The organism is Streptomyces sp. NPDC013187 (assembly GCF_042899705.1).
Lineage (GTDB): Bacteria > Actinomycetota > Actinomycetes > Streptomycetales > Streptomycetaceae > Streptomyces > Streptomyces hawaiiensis_A.
In genome coordinates this window covers 319102-336521 of the sequence record NZ_JBIBAF010000002.1, presented here as the reverse complement: position 1 = coordinate 336521, position 17420 = coordinate 319102, and the positions used below count along the sequence as shown (strand labels likewise).

Sequence of the window (17420 nt, the reverse complement as noted above, 5' to 3'; positions counted from 1 at the left end):
GTTCACCGAGGTCACCGAGGTCACCGAAGCGCTCTGACGCCGCCCTTGCCGACGCCCGCTCGGTCGATTGCCCTCAGCGCATCGCACGATCGGGTTGAGTTGGCCGGCCCTCGGGGCCGTCAGCCTTTCTCCCGGGTGCTTCTGCGCTCAGGGTGTGATCATGAAAACTTCCCGACTGCACTCCGTGCACCGTTCACTCGCGCACTCGGCCGGCGCGACCGTCATCGTCCTCGCGGCAGCCCTGGCCTCCGCCGCCCCCGTCGCCGCCCACGCCGCCGCGCTGCCCGGCCGCGACCCGGACGGGAGTTCTTCGTGCCAGACCACCCGCGTCCAGAGACATGGCCTCGAAGACATCGTCTGGAGTGTGCTGTTCGGGCCCCAGGGCATGCCGACGCAGGAGACCCGGTGCGACGAGGGCGCGGCGGCGGTCGAGAAGGAGGAGACCAGGGGCGTCCTGCGGCCCGTGTTGGCCCCCTGACCTCCTGACGCGCTGTGCGGCCGAAGAGGTGCGGGCGCCCGACGCCCCTTCCGGCGGTCTCGGGTACGGAGCCGCCGGGCGGCCCCGTACCCGTACGTCACCGGGAGCACACCGGCAGACGGCGGGTCAGCAGGTACGTGAGAGTGCCGTCGTCCTCGACGATGTCCCGGGTGTGTTCGAACCCGATCTTGCCCAACAGGCGCAGTGACGCCTGGTTCTGCGCGGCCACGGTGGCGTGCACCTCGGTCAGTCCGAGCGCCTCGAAGCCGTAACCCACGAGCGCCTCCGCCAGCTCCGTTCCGAGCCCGCTGCCCCAGACCTCAGGGCCCAGGGCATAGACGATCTCGTGCCCTCCGGCCTCTTCGGTCCACTTGATCTCCGCGTGCCCGACGAGGAGCCCCCCGCGCCGGACAGCCCACACGTCGAACAGGTTCCCCGCGTACACCTTGCTGAAGATCCGCCCGAACAGCGCCCGGTCCTCCGCCTCGGCGACAGGCCCGTCACCCATCCACCGGGACACCCTCGTGTCCTGGAACAGAGCGACGAAGCTCTCCTCGTCGTCCGGGCTGTAGGCGTCGAGCAACAGGCGCGCGGTGCGCAGGGTCGGGGGCATGCCGGGGGACACTACTCAGGCGATCGCGGGGCGGCAATCGACTTTCGCCCACCCTCGACGCACGGTCGCCGAGGCGGTCGCAGCGATGCGCGCGACGGACCCCCTCGCCCCCGCGTAAGGGCTTTTGGTCGGCGCCCTCACCGCCGCAGGCTGTAGCTCACCATCGACGCCCCCACCACCGACCCGAACGCCGGCAGCAGGAACTGCGCGAAGGCCTCCCAGCCCCAGACGATCCCCGCGCACGCCGCCGTGATGTTGATGGCCAGGGACATGATCCACAGAGCGACGCTCTGGGCCTGGGGTGACATCGTTCCTCGTCGTCCTTCGTCGTCATTCGGGGCCGTGGGAATGGGGCGACCGAGGCGGAATCAGCCCGTCCCCGGACCGGGAGGGGGCGGGAATTCCGGCAGCGGTGCCACATTCGACGGGGGAGGACCGGGTGTGCTCTGGCTCGGCGCGGAACCCCCCGGGGCCACGATCGCGCGGTGTCCGGACATCGGAGCCGTCACGAGCAGGGTCAATGTGCTGACCGCGCACAGGCCGACGAGAAGGGTGCCCGCCTTGTGCGCGCGCCCGGGGGCACTCGGGCCTGGGGGACGCATCGGCATCACGGTCGCTCCGGAATCGAGTCCGCCCCCCCTTTTTCATGGACCCCTGAATTCTTCCATGTGACGGAATCACAAAAAGGGCAGCCCGGATGCTTGAACTGTAAAGTTTCCGGCTTTCTTGTGGATTCACCGTGAAAGGTGAGCCCCCGGCCGCATACTGATCGGTCGCTTGATGCGGGGGCCGCTCCGGAGATCCGGCCTCGCCGCACTGTCGTACCCGGGCGGTACGGTCGGATCATGACCGATCAGGCGGGGGCAGCCCAGACGGGCGAGCGGCGACTGGCCACGCTGGAGGGCGTACTCGAGCGCATCACGTACGCCAACGAGGAGAACGGCTACACGGTCGCCCGCGTCGACACCGGCAGAGGCGCCGGCGACCTGCTCACGGTCGTCGGCGCGCTGCTCGGCGCACAGGTGGGCGAATCCCTGCGCATGGAGGGCCGCTGGGGTTCCCACCCGCAGTACGGGAAGCAGTTCCACGTCGAGAACTACACGACGGTCCTGCCGGCCACCGTCCAGGGCATCCGCCGCTACCTCGGCTCCGGCCTGGTCAAGGGCATCGGCCCGGTCTTCGCCGACCGGATCACGCAGCACTTCGGCATGGACACCCTCCGAATCATCGAGGAGGAGCCCAAGCGCCTCATCGAGGTCCCCGGACTCGGCCCCAAGCGGACCAAGAAGATCGCCGACGCCTGGGAGGAGCAGAAGGCCATCAAGGAGGTCATGCTCTTCCTCCAGACGGTCGAGGTGTCCACCTCCATCGCCGTGCGCATCTACAAGAAGTACGGCGACGCCTCCATCTCCGTCGTGAAGAACCAGCCGTACCGGCTCGCGTCCGACGTCTGGGGCATCGGCTTCCTCACCGCCGACAAGATCGCCCGGTCCGTCGGCATCCCGCACGACAGCCCGGAGCGCGTCAAGGCGGGCCTGCAGTACGCGCTGTCCCAGTCCACCGACCAGGGCCACTGCTTCCTCCCCGAGGAGCAGCTGATCAAGGACGCGGTGAAGCTGCTCCAGGTCGACACGGGCCTGGTCATCGAGTGCCTGGCCGAACTGGCCGAGCCGCAGGAGGACGGCGCGGACCCCGGCGTCGTACGGGAGAAGGTGCCCGGCCCCGACGGCGGGGAGCCGGTCACCGCGATCTACCTCGTCCCCTTCCACCGCGCCGAACTCTCCCTCTCCGCCCAGCTGCTGCGCCTGCTGCGTACCGACGAGGACCGCATGCCGGGCTTCCGGACCGTGGCGTGGGACAAGGCGCTGGGCTGGCTCAAGGGGCGCACCGGCACCGAGCTCGCGCCCGAGCAGGAGGCCGCCGTCAGGCTGGCGCTGACCGAGAAGGTCGCCGTCCTCACCGGCGGCCCGGGTTGCGGCAAGTCCTTCACGGTCCGCTCGATCGTGGAGCTGGCCCGTGCCAGGAAGGCGAAGGTCGTGCTCGCCGCCCCCACGGGCCGGGCCGCCAAACGCCTGTCCGAGCTGACCGGCGCCGAGGCCTCCACCGTCCACCGCCTGCTGGAACTCAAGCCCGGTGGCGACGCGGCCTACGACCGGGACCGCCCGCTGGACGCCGATCTGGTGGTGGTCGACGAGGCGTCCATGCTCGACCTGCTGCTCGCCAACAAGCTCGTCAAGGCCGTCCCGCCGGGGGCTCATCTGCTGTTCGTCGGGGACGTCGACCAGCTGCCCAGCGTCGGCGCGGGCGAGGTCCTGAGGGACCTCCTGGCCGACGGCGGCCCGATCCCCGCGGTCCGGCTCACACGGGTGTTCCGGCAGGCCCAGCAGTCCGGTGTGGTGACCAACGCGCACCGGATCAACGCCGGCCAACACCCGGTCACGGACGGCATGAAGGACTTCTTCCTCTTCGTCGAGGACGACACCGAGGCAGCCGGCCGGCTCACCGTCGACGTGGCCGCCCGGAGGATTCCGGCCAAGTTCGGCCTGGACCCGCGCCGGGACGTCCAGGTCCTCGCCCCCATGCACCGCGGCCCGGCCGGCGCGGGCACCCTGAACGGCCTGCTGCAACAGGCCGTCACCCCGGGCCGGCCCGACCTGCCCGAGAAGAGATTCGGCGGACGGGTGTTCCGTGTCGGCGACAAGGTCACCCAGATTCGCAACAATTACGAGAAGGGCAAGAACGGTGTCTTCAACGGCACCGTCGGCGTGGTCACCTCGCTCGACCCGGTCGACCAGCGCCTGACGGTGCTCACGGACGAGGACGAGGAGGTGCCGTACGAGTTCGACGAGCTCGACGAGCTGGCCCACGCGTACGCCGTGACGATCCACCGCTCCCAGGGCAGCGAGTACCCGGCGGTGGTCATCCCGGTCACCACGGGCGCCTGGATGATGCTTCAGCGCAACCTGCTCTACACGGCGGTCACCCGGGCCAAGCAGCTGGTCGTCCTCGTCGGTTCGCGCAAGGCGATCGGCCAGGCGGTGCGCACGATTTCGGCGGGCCGGCGGTGCACGGCACTCGACTTCCGGCTCGGTTCCGCAAAAAATGATCGATCAAATGAGTCGTGAAGGTCACAAGACACTTCCGGAAGGGGGACCCAGGGGGCAGGATGAGCAAGTTGACGGCACTCAGTGCCGTCAATAGGCCCGATGGTCGACCCCGAGTGCACTCTCCTGAGCCAAGTGGGGGATGGTAGAGACAGTCAGGGCAACCTCGAAGATGAGGCACAACGTCGGTGAGGGAAGACGTGAGCGACAACTCTGTAGTACTGCGGTACGGCGACGGCGAGTACACCTACCCGGTGATCGACAGCACCGTCGGTGACAAGGGCTTCGACATCGGAAAGCTCCGCGCCCAGACCGGTCTGGTGACGCTGGACAGCGGTTACGGCAACACGGCCGCCTATAAATCCGCCGTCACGTACCTGGACGGCGAAGCGGGCATCCTGCGGTACCGCGGCTACCCGATCGAGCAGCTGGCCGAGCGCTCCACCTTCCTGGAGGTCGCCTACCTGCTGATCAACGGCGAGCTGCCGACCGTCGACGAGCTCTCGGTGTTCAAGAACGACATCACGCAGCACACCCTGCTGCACGAGGACGTCAAGAACTTCTACAAGGGCTTCCCGCGCGACGCCCACCCGATGGCGATGCTCTCCTCGGTCGTCTCGGCGCTGTCCACGTTCTACCAGGACAGCCACAACCCGTTCGACGAGCGCCAGCGCAACCTCTCCACGATCCGGCTGCTCGCCAAGCTCCCGACGATCGCCGCGTACGCGTACAAGAAGTCGATCGGTCACCCGTTCGTCTACCCGCGCAACGACCTCGGCTACGTCGAGAACTTCCTCCGCATGACCTTCTCGGTCCCCGCGCAGGAGTACGAGCTGGACCCGACCGTGGTCTCCGCGCTCGACAAGCTGCTGATCCTGCACGCGGACCACGAGCAGAACTGTTCGACCTCCACGGTCCGCCTGGTGGGCTCCTCGCAGGCGAACATGTTCGCCTCGATCTCCGCCGGCATCAACGCCCTGTGGGGCCCGCTGCACGGCGGCGCCAACCAGTCCGTGCTGGAGATGCTGGAGGGCATCCGCGACTCCGGCGGCGACGTCGACACCTTCATCCGCAAGGTGAAGAACAAGGAGGACGGCGTCCGCCTGATGGGCTTCGGCCACCGGGTCTACAAGAACTTCGACCCGCGCGCCAAGATCATCAAGGCCGCCGCGCACGACGTGCTGTCCGCTCTCGGCAAGTCCGACGAGCTGCTGGACATCGCGCTGAAGCTGGAGGAGCACGCGCTCTCCGACGACTACTTCGTCTCGCGCAGCCTCTACCCGAACGTCGACTTCTACACGGGTCTGATCTACCGGGCCATGGGCTTCCCGACCGAGATGTTCACGGTCCTGTTCGCCCTCGGCCGGCTGCCGGGCTGGATCGCCCAGTGGCACGAGATGATCAAGGAGCCGGGCTCCCGCATCGGCCGCCCGCGCCAGATCTACACGGGCGTGGTCGAGCGCGACTTCGTCCCCGTCGAGGAGCGCTGAGCGCAGTACCGCGTCAGGTCCCCGTATCCGCTTGCCGGGTGCGGGGGCTTTTGCGTTGCCGGACGCGGGGCTTGTGCGTTGCCGGACGCGGGGCTTTCGCGTGGTCGGGCGCGGGCGCTTCCGCGTGGTCGGGCCGGGCGCGGGCTGGTGCTCGGGTGAGTGTTCTCGCCTGATCTCTCACGTGATTTCTTACGCAATGAAGAAGGCGCCCCGGCGTCGGTCCCCCCACGGGCCGACGTCCAGGGCGCCTTCCCAGTCCCGGTACGGATTCCCCCCACGGGATCCGGCCGGGCGTCTGTGAGGACAGCGCCTGAATCGCTGTTGAGCAGAACGAGCAGAACTCGCCGTACTTCTGTGAGGTGCGATCTGCCGGGACAGCGCACGCCCGGGAGGGCCGCTCAAAGCTTCCCGGTGTACGTGCCCCGGCAACGCTCCCCCAAGCTCTCAACTCCGTTGGAGCAGGGAGGTACCTCTACCTGGGAAAGTCCCCCAAGACATCCCCAGATGCCAGGTGGCGCCCCCCAAGACGCTCCCCGACATCGTCAACTTAGACCTTCGAACCCCTCAGATGGTTACGTTCACATCACTGTGATCTGCGTCTCTTGCATATGTCCGTTAGATGCGCAAGAGCCCGGATATCCCGTCCGGGGCCCAAGCGTAAGGATGATGCGCGAGCCTTGTGAAGAGCTTATGTGAGCCGGGCCCGGGACTCCAGAGGGGCTCAAATCACGTTCGCCGTGAACTTAGGTGGAATTCGGGCGACTTCACCGAAATGTCCGCAGTCGCAGACTGTTCGTGACGACGAAGACCGACGAGAAGGCCATCGCGGCCCCGGCGATCATCGGGTTCAGCAGGCCCGCGGCGGCCAGCGGCAGCGCGGCCACGTTGTAGCCGAAGGCCCACAGCAGGTTGCCCTTGATCGTGGCCAGCGTCCGGCGGGACAGCCGGATCGCGTCCGCGGCCACCCGCAGATCGCCGCGGACCAGCGTCAGATCCCCCGCCTCGATCGCCGCGTCCGTGCCCGTGCCCAGGGACAGGCCCAGATCGGCGGCGGCGAGCGCGGCCGCGTCGTTGACGCCGTCGCCCACCATGGCGACGACCCGCCCCTCGGCCTGCAACCGCCGTACCGCGGCGACCTTGTCCTCGGGCAGGACCTCGGCCACCACCTGCTCGATCCCCACGGCCGCGGCCACCGTCGCGGCCACCGTCCGGTTGTCCCCGGTCAGCAGCACCGGCGTGAGCCCCAGCGCGCGCAGTTCCCGCACGGCTTCGGCGCTGGTCTCCTTGACCGCGTCCGCCACGGCCAGCACGGCCTGTGCCGTCCCGTCCCAGCCGGCCAGGACGGCCGTACGCCCGGCCCGCTCGGCCTGGTCCCGCGCGCGGGCCAGCTCCGGCGGAACGTCGTCGAAGAGCCGCCCCACGGCGACGTCACGGCCCTCCACGCGCCCGCGTGCGCCTCGCCCCGGGACGTTCTCGAACCCCTCGACGTCCGGGAGCGGCCCGGTGCTCTGCTCGGCGCCCCGCGCGATCGCCCGGGCCACCGGGTGCTCGGAGGCGTGCTCGACGGCGCCCGCGAGCCGCAGCGCCTCCTTCTCGTCGGTGCCCTCGGCGACGTGCACCTCCTGGAGGGTCATCCGGCCGGTGGTGACGGTGCCGGTCTTGTCCAGGACGACGGTGTCCACCCGGCGCGTGGACTCCAGGACCTCCGGGCCCTTGATGAGGATGCCGAGCTGCGCGCCCCGGCCCGTGCCGACCATCAGCGCGGTCGGAGTGGCGAGGCCCAGCGCGCACGGGCACGCGATGATCAGGACCGCGACGGCCGCCGTGAACGCGGCGACGCCGTCCCCGGTCAGCCCGAGCCAGGCCCCGGCCGTCGCCACGGCGATCAGCAGCACCACCGGAACGAAGATCCCGGAGACCCGGTCGGCGAGCCGCTGCACCTCGGCCTTGCCGTTCTGCGCGTCCTCCACCAGCTTCGCCATCCGCGCGAGCCGGGTGTCGGCGCCGACCCGGGTGGCCTCTACGACCAGCCGTCCGCCCGCGTTGACCGTCGCGCCCGTGACCGCGTCCCCGGCCGCCACGTCCACCGGCACCGACTCGCCGGTCAGCATCGAGGCGTCCACGGCGGAGGCGCCCTCGACGACCGTGCCGTCGGTGGCGATCTTCTCGCCGGGCCGTACGACGAACCGGTCCCCGACGGCGAGGCGCTGCGCCGGGATCCGCACCTCGCGCCCGTCCCGCAGCACGGCCACGTCCTTGGCGCCCAGGTCCATCAGCGCCCTGAGCGCGGCTCCCGCGCGGCGCTTGGAACGGGCCTCAAGGTAGCGGCCCAGCAGGATGAAGGCGGTGACGCCGGAGGCGACCTCCAGGTAGATCGAGGAGGCGCCGTCCCCACGCGAGACCGTGAGCTCGAAGGGGTGCCGCATGCCCGGCATGCCCGCGTCGCCCAGGAACAGCGCCCACAGGGACCAGCCGAACGCGGCCAGGGTGCCGAGGGAGACCAGGGTGTCCATGGTGGCGGCGCCGTGCCGGGCGTTCGTCCAGGCCGCCCGGTGGAACGGGAGCCCGCCCCAGACGACGACCGGTGCGGCGAGGGTGAGCGAGAGCCACTGCCAGTTGTCGAACTGGAACGCCGGGACCATGGCCAGGAGGATCACGGGCAGGGCGAGGGCGGCGGAGACGGTGAGGCGCCGGCGGAGCGCCGACAGCTCGGGGTCTTCCGTCTCGGCCTCGGAGGCCTCCTCCCGCGGGGGTGCGGGCTCCTCGGCGGTGTAGCCGGTCCTCACCACGGTGGCGATCAGATCGGCGACCTCGATGCCCGCGGGATAGGCGACCCGGGCCTTCTCCGTCGCGTAGTTCACCGTGGCGGAGACGCCGTCCATGCGGTTGAGCTTCTTCTCGACGCGGGCCGCGCAGGAGGCGCAGGTCATCCCGCCGATGAGCAGCTCGACCTCGGCGAGGGCCGGCTCACGGTCGGCCGGTGCCTGGGCGGTGGTGCTGGTCATGTCCTCTGACTCCAGGAGATGCGGGCGCCCGGGAAGCGGAACGGGCCGTACGGGCCGGGGCGGCGGCGTACGGCCCGTACACGGGTACGAGTGCCAGGGTCGGCGCGTCTCAGACCTGCCGGCTGCCGGACTCGGGTGGGGTCGGGCCCGGCTGTGGGCCGGACCCGGGTGGCTCGGCCTCCGTCGGCTGCCGGGCCCGGGTGGCTCAGGCCCGGCCGGCCAGTTCGAAGCCGGCCTCGTCGACCGCGGTGCGTACGGCCTCGTCGTCGAGCGGGGTCGCGGAGACGACGGTGACCTCGCCGGTCTTGGCGACGGCCGTCACCGAGCTCACGCCGGAGATCTGGGAGATCTCACCGGAGACCGCGCCCTCACAGTGTCCGCAGCTCATGCCGCTCACCTTGAAGACGGTGGTGACGGGGCCCGTGGTGTCGGTCTGGGCGGTCATGTCGTTACTCCTCGTCGAGGCATGTGGGGCTGTGGGGTCCGCTGAGGGACCCGCACATTCCACTGTACCCCTAGGGGGTATCAATTCACGACGTCCCCATGAGCGGCTCCAGGTAGCGCACGAGGGCACCCTTCAGCTCCTGTACGTACGCCTCCCGCTCGTCGCCCTCGTGGGCCAGGACCAGCTCCAGGCCGGCCTTGTAGATGCCGACGCACATCTGGGCGATGCGGGTGACGGCCGCCCGGGGCGCGTCGGGTGCGAACGGGGCCAGGATCGTCTCGACGCGGGCCACCAGCGTCGTGTGCAGGGCGTCGTGCTCCTCGGCGATGCGGCCCGGGATGTCGGGGCCGTGCATCAGCACGAAGAAGGCCGGATGGCGGCAGTTGAACTCGATGAAGCGGTCGACGGTCCCGGCGATCACCTCCTCCAGCGGGGTCGTGTCGGAGGTGATCGGGGTGAGGACCTCGTCGTACGACTGCCGCATCTCATGCATGAGCCGGCTGCCCAGCTCGATCGCGATCGCTTCCTTGTTCGGGAAGAACTGGTACAGCGTCCCGGGGGAGACGCCGGCATCGCGGGCGATCGCGTTGGTGCTGGCGGCCGTGTAGCCGGTCGTGGCGAAGACCCGGGCAGCGGCTTCGAGCAGCTGGGCGATCCGCCGCTCACCGCGGGCCTGCCGTCGCCGGGGCCGCTCTTCGGTGGTCGTCGCCGCTTCGGCGGTCGTCGCCCCTTCGATCTCCGTTGCGGGCTTCTCGGTCTTCTCGGGCACGCGTTATCCCCAGGTCTCAGGACGCGATTGACAAACGCGAGTGGTCGCTCGCATTCTGGAGTCCGCAGAAATGCGAGCGATCTCTCGTGTTTGCCAGTCTATGGCAGCTCCATGCTGTCAGGCTGCGCCTGGACACGGGGCACGGTGAAGGGGACACCGCACGATGACCGAAGTCGACACACCACCGCGCGTCGGCGGCTGGACCCGTTTCGTCACCGCCCGGCCCAGGCTGTCGCTGCTGGTGGCGCTGGTGATCACCGCGCTCGCGGTGCTGGCCGGCAGCGGCGTCGCCGACCGGCTCGGTGCCGGCGGCTGGGAGGATCCGGCCGCCGAGTCCACCTACGCGACCAAGGCCCTGGAGCGCGAGTTCCCGAGCTCCCAGCCCAACCTGCTGCTCCTGATCGACGCGGGCGAGGCCTCCGTCGACGACCCGGCCGTCGCCGCCGAGGCCGAGCGGCTCGCCGAGCGGCTCGCGGGCGAGCGGGGCGTCACCGGAGTCGGCTCCTACTGGCAGTCACGCACCCCGGCCCTGCGCGCGGAGGACGGGCACGAGGCGCTGATAGCCGCCCGCATCACAGGCGACGAGAAGACCGCCGGCGCGACGCTGGAGCGCATCGCACCCCACTACCGCGGCGCGCACGGCCCGGTGGAGGCCGGCATCGGCGGCCCGGTCGCCGTGCGGCACGAGATGCAGACGATCATCCAGGAGGACCTCACCCGGGCCGAGCTCATCGCCCTGCCGGTGACGCTGGTGCTGCTCGTGATGGTCTTCGGCAGCGCCGTCGCGGCCCTGCTGCCGCTCAGCATCGGCATCGTCGCCATCCTCGGGACGAACGCCGTTCTGCGCGGCCTCACCGAGCTCACGGACGTCTCCGTGTTCGCGCTCAACCTCACCACGGCCCTCGGCCTGGGCCTCGCCATCGACTACGCGCTCTTCATCGTCCGCCGGTACCGCGAGGAACTGTCCACGGGTGCCGAGCCCCTGACCGCGATCGGCACGACCCTGCGCACAGCCGGCCGCACCGTCCTCTTCTCCGCCCTCACGGTCGCGGTGTCCCTGGCCGCGATGCTGGTCTTCCCGCAGTACTTCCTGCGCTCCTTCGCCTACGCCGGGATCGCCGTGGTGCTGCTGGCCGCCGCGGCCGCGCTGATCCTGCTCCCGGCGGCGCTGATCCTGCTGGGCCACCGGGTCAACGCGCTGGACCTGCGCCGCCTGTTCCGGCGCGGACAGCGGCCGGACCCCACCCGGCAGGAAGGGAGGGCCTGGGCCCGCACGGCGACGCTCGTCATGCGCCGCGCCCCCTTCTTCGCCCTCGGCACCACAGCGGTCCTCGTCCTGCTCGGACTGCCCTTCCTGGGCGTGAAGTTCGGCACCGCCGACGACCGCCAGCTGCCCTCGACGTCCGAGTCCCATGTCGTGCAGCAGCACATCCGGGAAGGCTTCCCGGGCAGCCCCGGCGGCGGCCTCGAAGTGCTGGCCGAGGGCCGTGCCACCGAGGCGCAGTACGGCGCCTACAAGAAGCGCGTCGCCGCACTGCCCGACGTGGCCCGGGTCGACGGCCCTCTGGTGAAGGGCGACTCCGCGTACTTCACGGTGCTGCCGAAGGGCGAGGCGGTCGGCGATCCGGCGCAGCGTCTCGTCGGTGAACTGCGCGCGGTCCGAGCCCCCTTCGGCACCGAGGTGACCGGCACGGCGGCCGTCCTGGTCGACTCCAAGGACGCCATAGGGGAGCGCCTGCCCCTCGCGGCCGTCTTCATCACGATCGTCACCCTGCTCCTGGTCTTCCTCCTCACGGGCAGCGTGCTGATTCCGATCCAGGCGGTCGTGCTGAACGCGCTCAGTCTGACGGCCATGTTCGGTGCGGTCGTCTGGGTCTTCCAGGACGGCCACCTCTCCGGCCTGCTCGGCTTCACCAGCCCCGGGTCCATCGAGACGACCCTGCCGGTCCTGATGTTCTGCGTGGCCTTCGGCCTGTCCATGGACTACGGGGTGTTCCTGCTCTCCCGCATCAAGGAGGAGTACGACCACACCGGCGACCACGACCAGGCCGTCCGCCACGGCCTCCAGCGCACCGGCGGGCTGATCTCGGCGGCGGCGGTCATCCTGGCCGTGGTCATGGTCGCGATAGGCACCTCCCGGGTGACCAACACCAAGATGCTCGGCCTGGGTATCGCCTTGGCGGTCCTGATGGACGCGATGATCGTCCGCAGCCTCCTGGTCCCGGCGGTCATGCGCCTGACGGGCCGCGCCACCTGGTGGGCCCCGGCCCCCCTGCGTCGCTTCCACGAACGCTTCGGCCTGACCGAGGGGGAGCCGGCATCGGCGGGGAAGCGGAAACCGGCGGGGGCGCGGGAACCGGCCCGGGACAAGGTCGGGTCCCGGGACTAGCGTTCCCCCGAGGCGCGACCGGCCGAGGCGCGACCGGCCGAGGCGCGACCGGCCGGGGTGCGACGGACCGGGTCGCGACCGACCGAGGCGCGGCCGGCCGGGGTGCGAGGGCGGTCCGCGGTCGGCACGTCCAGGTCGGCCTGCTGCCCTCGCCGGACGGCACGACACTCGTGCCGATGGCCCGCGTGATCGCCCTGGAGTTCGAACGCCTCGGCAGCCACGGCATGGCCGCGCACAACATGCCCGCCGATGCTGGAACCGGTCCGCAGCGGCGTGCTGCGCCCCGATCTGCTGGTGACGTCGACGATCGCGCTGGAGGAGGTCCCGTCCGCGCTGGCGGCGAGGGGGACGGCGGCGGGAGCGGGGGCGACGGTCATCGAGCCGTGGAGCTGAAGCGCCGGCGGACGGCCGTGCCCCACGCGACGGTGGGGCACGAAGGGGAGGGATCGGGTCAGTCGGTTCTTCGGCCGCGGTTGCCGGGCCTGGAGGCGACCCAGGCCCGGACCGTGTCGGCGTACCAGTAGGGCTTGCCGCCCTCGACATGGTCGGGCGGGGGTAGCAGCCCGTGTTTTCGATAGGACCGCACGGTGTCCGGCTGCACCCGGATGTGCGCCGCGATCTCCTTGTAGGACCAGAGTCTTCGGTCGGTCATGACGTGCACCTCCCCGCGCGCACCACGGCGGCGGCCGTGGACGGCCGTCCGGGGGAGCCGGGCGCTGCGCTGGCGATCAACAAGCCTGTGTCCGGTCAACGACGGCCCGTGATACCGGGCAGGGCCTGTGCGCCGGGTGTGACGGAAGCCCCGCGTACACGCGACATGTGTGACAGGGGAGGGGCGTTTGTGACACAGCCGGGGCAAAGACGCGCGCCGGTGAGGCGGCGGGTTTTCTTGACGCCGCGCTCGGATCCGATCGCGGCCGACCGGAGAGGCGGACCGGGGCGGGGGGTTGAAGACTCGGAACCGTAAGGACTGCGGACAGGGACACCGCCATCGGATCGGGAAAGCGCTGTCATGATCTGGTCCGAATGTCCGGACAAAACATTGACAGGGCGTCGAGAGGGGGGCTACAAAGCCGGGAGAGCCGAGCATCGAGGGGACACCGATGACGTACGACCTGATCACCATGGGGCGGATCGGAGTGGATCTGTATCCGCTGCAGACCGGCGTCCCGCTGCCGCAGGTCACGTCCTTCGGCAAGTTCCTCGGCGGTTCCGCGAGCAATGTCGCGGTCGCGGCGGCCCGTCTGGGCCGGCGGACGGCGGTGATCACCCGCACCGGCGACGATCCCTTCGGCACCTACCTCCATCAGGCCCTGAGGGACTTCGGCGTGGACGACCGCTGGGTCACCCCGGTGCCCGGCCTGCCCACCCCCGTCACCTTCTGCGAGGTCTTCCCGCCGGACGACTTCCCGCTGTACTTCTACCGTCGGCCCAAAGCCCCCGACCTGGAGATCGACGCCCACGAGCTCGACCTCGACGCCGTCCGTGACGCCCGGGTCTTCTGGGTCACGGGCACGGGCCTGAGCGAGGAGCCCAGCCGTACGGCGACCCTCGCGGCCCTCGCCCACCGCGCCAAGTCCGGCACGACGGTCTTCGACCTCGACTGGCGCCCGATGTTCTGGACCGACCCCGACGCGGCCCGCCCCTTCTACGCGGAGGCACTGCGGCACACCACCGTCGCCGTCGGCAACCTCGACGAGGTGGAGGTCGCCACGGGCGTGCGCGAACCCCACGCCGCCGCCCTTGCCCTCCTCGACGCGGGCGTCGAACTCGCCGTCGTCAAGCAGGGCCCCAAGGGCGTCCTCGCCGTGAACCGCGAGGGCGAGAGCGCCGAGGTCCCGCCGCTGCCGGTGAACGTCCTCAACGGCCTCGGCGCCGGAGACGCCTTCGGCGGCTCCCTCGTCCACGGGCTGCTGGCCGGCTGGGACCTGGAGAAGATCATGCGGCACGCCAACGCCGCCGGGGCCATCGTCGCCTCCCGCCTGGAGTGCTCCTCCGCGATGCCCACCCCGGACGAGATCGAGGCGGCCGTCACCGCGGGGGCCGTCCAGTGACCGTCGACATCGCCGAGCTCGTCAACCTGCGCAGCCACCGTCCGGAGGCGATCGCCGAGGCCGCCGCCCGCCGCACCCGCCGGCCGCTGATGAACGGCACCGGCCGCCTGATGATCATCGCGGCCGACCACCCGGCCCGCGGTGCCCTCGGAGCCGGCGGTCGCAGCATGGCCATGGCCAACCGCGCCGATCTCCTCGAACGCCTCTGCCTGGCCCTGTCCCGCCCGGGCGTCGACGGCGTCCTCGCCACCGCCGACATCCTCGACGACCTGCTCCTGCTCGGCGCCCTGGACGGCAAGATCGTCCTCGGCTCGATGAACCGCGGCGGCCTCCAGGGCGCGCGCTTCGAACTCGACGACCGTTTCACCGGCCACCGCCCCGAGGACATCGAGCGCCTGGGCTTCGACGCGGGCAAGCTGCTCCTGCGCATCGACTACGACGACCCGGGCTCCCTCACCACGATGGAGTCCACCGCCCGCGCGATCGACGACATGGCCGCGCGTCGACTCCCCGTCTTCGTCGAGCCGTTCCTCAGCCACCGCACCCCCGAGGGCAAGGTCAGGAACGACCTCTCCGCCGAGGCCGTCACCAAGTCGATCGCCATCGCCTCGGGCCTGGGCGGCAGTTCCGCCTACACCTGGCTGAAGGTGCCGGTCACCGAGAACCCCGACGACATGGCCGAGGTCATGGCGACGTCGACCCTGCCCGCCGTGCTGCTCGGCGGAGAGGTCGGGGGCTCCGTCGAGGAGCAGGCCGGGGCGTACGAGAAGTGGCGCGGCGCCCTGCGCCTGCCCACCGTGCGCGGGCTGGTGGTCGGCCGCTCACTGCTGTATCCGGCGGACGGCGATGTGGCCGCCGCCGTGGACACCGCTGTCGGACTGCTGTGAGGGCCGCGTCATGACCACCCGGACCTTCATGTCGGACGACGGTACGCAAGACCGAGGGTTCCCCCTTCCGGGCGGCGGCGCGGAAGTGTGGCAGTTCCCTCTCCCGGGCGGGTCCCGGGACCAGATCGCCTCCGGCGCGGGAAGCCGCTTTGCTTTGGCAGGAGCGAAGTGCGAGCGACAACTCCCCGCCCGCTACGGCCCCGCGCCGGAGGTCTCCCGGGAGAGGCGTACGCGGCCTCGCCCTGTGAACGCTCGGTGCGGGCGTCGCGTACCCGTGACCACCCAGAGGGAGGGACACCGATGACCCCGACGACGAGACTGACGGTCGCACAGGCGCTCGTGCGCTTCCTGTCGGCCCAGTACACCGAACGCGACGGCGTCCGGCAGCGGCTCATCGGCGCCACCTGGGGCATCTTCGGCCACGGCAACGTCGCCGGCATCGGCCAGGCGCTCCTGGAACACGCCGAGGAGATGCCGTACCACCAGGGCCGCAACGAACAGGCCATGGTGCACGCGGCGGTCGGTTACGCCCGCCAGTCCGGCCGGCTGTCCACGCACGCGGTGACGACGTCCATCGGCCCGGGGGCCACCAACCTCGTCACCGGCGCCGCCCTCGCCACCATCAACCACCTGCCGGTGCTGCTCCTGCCCGGCGACGTCTTCGCGACCCGCCCCGCCGACCCGGTCCTGCAGCAGCTCGAAGTGCCGTACGCGGGCGACGTGTCGGTCAACGACTGCCTGCGCCCGGTCTCCAGGTACTTCGACCGGGTCACCCGGCCCGAGGCCCTGATCCCCTCGGCGCTGAACGCGATGCGCGTCCTCACCGACCCGGTCGAGACGGGCGCCGTCACCCTCGCCCTGCCCCAGGACGTGCAGGCCGAGGCCTACGACTGGCCCGAGGAGTTCTTCGCCGAGCGCGTCTGGACCGTGCGGCGGCCCGGCGCCGACCCGACGGAACTGGCCGAGGCGGTAGGGATCATCCGCTCGGCGAAGCGGCCCCTGGTCATCGCGGGCGGCGGCGTCCACCACAGCCGCGCCGAGGAGGCCCTCGCCGAGTTCGCCCGGACCACCGGCATCCCGGTCGCCTCCACCCAGGCGGGCAAGGGCTCCCTGCGCCACGACCACCCCCAGGACGTCGGCGGCGTCGGCCACACCGGCACCGCCACCGCGGACGAACTCGCCCGCACCGCCGACCTGGTGATCGGCGTCGGCACCCGCTACACCGACTTCACCACCGCCTCCGGCACGCTGTTCGGCAACCCGGACGTCCGCTTCCTCAACCTCAACATCGCGCCCTTCGACGGTCACAAGCTCGCCGGGCACCCCTTGGTCGCGGACGCCCGCAGCGGCCTGCAGGAGCTCACCGACGCCCTCCGGCTGCACGCGTACCGGGTCGCCGGCACCTACGCCACCGAGTACACCGAGGACAAGGAACGCTGGGAGCAGCGCGTCGACGCCTGCTACGAGGTGGACGAACCCGACACCCGCCCCACCCAGCCGCAGGTCCTCGGCGCCCTGGACGAGATCGCCGACGCCTCGGACATCCTGATCAACGCCGCCGGCTCCCTCCCCGGCGACCTGCACAAACTGTGGCGGACCCGGTCGCCCGACCAGTACCACCTGGAGTACGGCTACTCCTGCATGGGCTATGAGATACCGGCCGCCATCGGCGTCAAGATGGCCGCCCCGGACCGGCCCGTGTGGGCCCTGGTCGGCGACGGCACGTACCTGATGATGCCGACGGAGCTCGTGACGGCCGTGCAGGAGGGCATCGCGATCAAGGTCCTGATCGTCCAGAACCACGGCTACGCCTCCATCGGCGGCCTGTCCGAGTCCGTCGGTGGCGAGCGGTTCGGCACCGCCTACCGTTTCCAGGCCGAGGACGGCTCGTACACCGGGGCGCCGCTGCCCGTCGACCTCGCCGCCAACGCGGCCAGCCTCGGCATGCGCGTCCTGCGCGCGAAGACCGTCCGGGACCTGCGGGAGGCCCTCGCCGAGGCCCGGGCGGCCGACACTCCCACATGTGTCTACGTCGAGACCCAAACGGCAGACACAGTGTCGGGCGCGCCTCCCGCGCAGGCCTGGTGGGATGTACCCGTGGCCGAGACCGCGACACGGCCGTCCGCGGTCAAGGCACGTGAGCTGTACGAACGGCACGTCTCCACCCGACGCCGCCATCTGTGAAG

13 protein-coding genes and 2 pseudogenes are annotated in these 17420 nt (G+C 70.9%); 9 read left to right on the top strand and 6 right to left on the bottom strand.

The window, feature by feature from the left end; translation table 11 throughout:
* Positions 1-160 precede the first annotated feature (160 nt).
* Positions 161-478: a hypothetical protein gene (locus tag ACFY5B_RS04655; protein ID WP_389964447.1), complete on the top strand. Its 318-nt coding sequence runs from the start codon at positions 161-163 to the stop codon at positions 476-478.
* Between the two features lie 97 nt (positions 479-575).
* Here the strand turns inward: ACFY5B_RS04655 and ACFY5B_RS04650 are convergent, their stop codons facing one another.
* Together ACFY5B_RS04650 and ACFY5B_RS04645 are read right to left on the bottom strand one after the other, a co-directional pair.
* On the bottom strand, positions 576-1091 hold the full coding sequence (locus tag ACFY5B_RS04650) for a GNAT family N-acetyltransferase (RefSeq protein WP_389964444.1): 516 nt from the start codon (positions 1089-1091) through the stop codon (positions 576-578).
* A 137-nt stretch (positions 1092-1228) separates the two neighbouring features.
* Positions 1229-1399, bottom strand: coding sequence for a hypothetical protein (locus tag ACFY5B_RS04645; protein WP_157851227.1), 171 nt, complete (start codon positions 1397-1399; stop codon positions 1229-1231).
* 537 nt (positions 1400-1936) lie between these two features.
* On the opposite strand from ACFY5B_RS04645, the gene ACFY5B_RS04640 reads away from it, so the two are divergent.
* Together ACFY5B_RS04640 and ACFY5B_RS04635 are read left to right on the top strand one after the other, a co-directional pair.
* The gene (locus tag ACFY5B_RS04640) at positions 1937-4216 is read left to right on the top strand and encodes an ATP-dependent RecD-like DNA helicase (protein WP_389964440.1); all 2280 of its coding nucleotides are present in this window, start codon (positions 1937-1939) and stop codon (positions 4214-4216) included.
* 179 nt (positions 4217-4395) lie between these two features.
* Complete coding sequence (locus ACFY5B_RS04635) at positions 4396-5685, top strand: citrate synthase (RefSeq protein ID WP_062926960.1); 1290 nt, start codon at positions 4396-4398, stop codon at positions 5683-5685.
* A gap of 764 nt (positions 5686-6449) precedes the next feature.
* Here the strand turns inward: ACFY5B_RS04635 and ACFY5B_RS04630 are convergent.
* The 3 genes from ACFY5B_RS04630 to ACFY5B_RS04620 form a co-directional block, all read right to left on the bottom strand.
* Entirely contained in the window at positions 6450-8690 is a 2241-nt protein-coding gene (locus ACFY5B_RS04630) for a heavy metal translocating P-type ATPase (RefSeq protein ID WP_389964436.1), read from the bottom strand.
* Between the two features lie 205 nt (positions 8691-8895).
* Complete coding sequence (locus ACFY5B_RS04625) at positions 8896-9135, bottom strand: heavy-metal-associated domain-containing protein (protein ID WP_107455074.1); 240 nt, start codon at positions 9133-9135, stop codon at positions 8896-8898.
* An 85-nt stretch (positions 9136-9220) separates the two neighbouring features.
* A complete protein-coding gene (locus ACFY5B_RS04620) occupies positions 9221-9871 on the bottom strand; it encodes a TetR/AcrR family transcriptional regulator (protein WP_389965144.1) in 651 nt (216 codons plus the stop codon).
* 196 nt (positions 9872-10067) lie between these two features.
* On the opposite strand from ACFY5B_RS04620, the gene ACFY5B_RS04615 reads away from it, so the two are divergent.
* Positions 10068-12293: an MMPL family transporter gene (locus tag ACFY5B_RS04615; protein WP_389964432.1), complete on the top strand. Its 2226-nt coding sequence runs from the start codon at positions 10068-10070 to the stop codon at positions 12291-12293.
* A 116-nt stretch (positions 12294-12409) separates the two neighbouring features.
* Positions 12410-12686: pseudogene (locus ACFY5B_RS04610) on the top strand (alcohol dehydrogenase); the annotation flags it as partial.
* Positions 12687-12744: 58 nt separating this feature from the next.
* Here the strand turns inward: ACFY5B_RS04610 and ACFY5B_RS04605 are convergent.
* Positions 12745-12945: an AlpA family transcriptional regulator gene (locus ACFY5B_RS04605; RefSeq protein ID WP_104779857.1), complete on the bottom strand. Its 201-nt coding sequence runs from the start codon at positions 12943-12945 to the stop codon at positions 12745-12747.
* A 451-nt stretch (positions 12946-13396) separates the two neighbouring features.
* Between ACFY5B_RS04605 and iolC the strand changes: the two genes are divergently transcribed.
* The 4 genes and pseudogenes from iolC to iolD all read left to right on the top strand — a co-directional run bounded on the left by iolC (position 13397) and on the right by iolD (position 17418).
* A complete protein-coding gene (gene iolC / locus ACFY5B_RS04600) occupies positions 13397-14347 on the top strand; it encodes a 5-dehydro-2-deoxygluconokinase (RefSeq protein ID WP_389964428.1) in 951 nt (316 codons plus the stop codon).
* Positions 14344-15234, top strand: coding sequence for a deoxyribose-phosphate aldolase (locus tag ACFY5B_RS04595; protein WP_344453778.1), 891 nt, complete (start codon positions 14344-14346; stop codon positions 15232-15234). The genes iolC and ACFY5B_RS04595 overlap by 4 nt, the downstream gene beginning before the upstream one ends.
* A gap of 100 nt (positions 15235-15334) precedes the next feature.
* Positions 15335-15484: pseudogene (locus ACFY5B_RS04590) on the top strand (5-deoxy-glucuronate isomerase); the annotation flags it as partial.
* A 50-nt stretch (positions 15485-15534) separates the two neighbouring features.
* Positions 15535-17418 carry a 3D-(3,5/4)-trihydroxycyclohexane-1,2-dione acylhydrolase (decyclizing) gene (iolD, locus tag ACFY5B_RS04585; protein WP_389964425.1) on the top strand — a complete coding sequence of 628 codons (1884 nt, stop codon included), beginning with the start codon at positions 15535-15537 and terminating at the stop codon, positions 17416-17418.
* Positions 17419-17420 lie beyond the last annotated feature (2 nt).

Bases quoted from the DNA above. Each gene is read 5' to 3' on its own strand.
- ACFY5B_RS04655 (WP_389964447.1), top strand. From the start codon at position 161: ATGAAAACTTCCCGACTGCACTCCGTGCACCGTTCACTCGCGCACTCG.
- ACFY5B_RS04650 (WP_389964444.1), bottom strand. From the start codon at position 1,091: ATGCCCCCGACCCTGCGCACCGCGCGCCTGTTGCTCGACGCCTACAGC.
- ACFY5B_RS04645 (WP_157851227.1), bottom strand. From the start codon at position 1,399: ATGTCACCCCAGGCCCAGAGCGTCGCTCTGTGGATCATGTCCCTGGCC.
- ACFY5B_RS04640 (WP_389964440.1), top strand. From the start codon at position 1,937: ATGACCGATCAGGCGGGGGCAGCCCAGACGGGCGAGCGGCGACTGGCC.
- ACFY5B_RS04630 (WP_389964436.1), bottom strand. From the start codon at position 8,690: ATGACCAGCACCACCGCCCAGGCACCGGCCGACCGTGAGCCGGCCCTC.
- ACFY5B_RS04625 (WP_107455074.1), bottom strand. From the start codon at position 9,135: ATGACCGCCCAGACCGACACCACGGGCCCCGTCACCACCGTCTTCAAG.
- ACFY5B_RS04615 (WP_389964432.1), top strand. From the start codon at position 10,068: ATGACCGAAGTCGACACACCACCGCGCGTCGGCGGCTGGACCCGTTTC.
- ACFY5B_RS04605 (WP_104779857.1), bottom strand. From the start codon at position 12,945: ATGACCGACCGAAGACTCTGGTCCTACAAGGAGATCGCGGCGCACATC.
- iolC (WP_389964428.1), top strand. From the start codon at position 13,397: ATGACGTACGACCTGATCACCATGGGGCGGATCGGAGTGGATCTGTAT.
- iolD (WP_389964425.1), top strand. From the start codon at position 15,535: ATGACCCCGACGACGAGACTGACGGTCGCACAGGCGCTCGTGCGCTTC.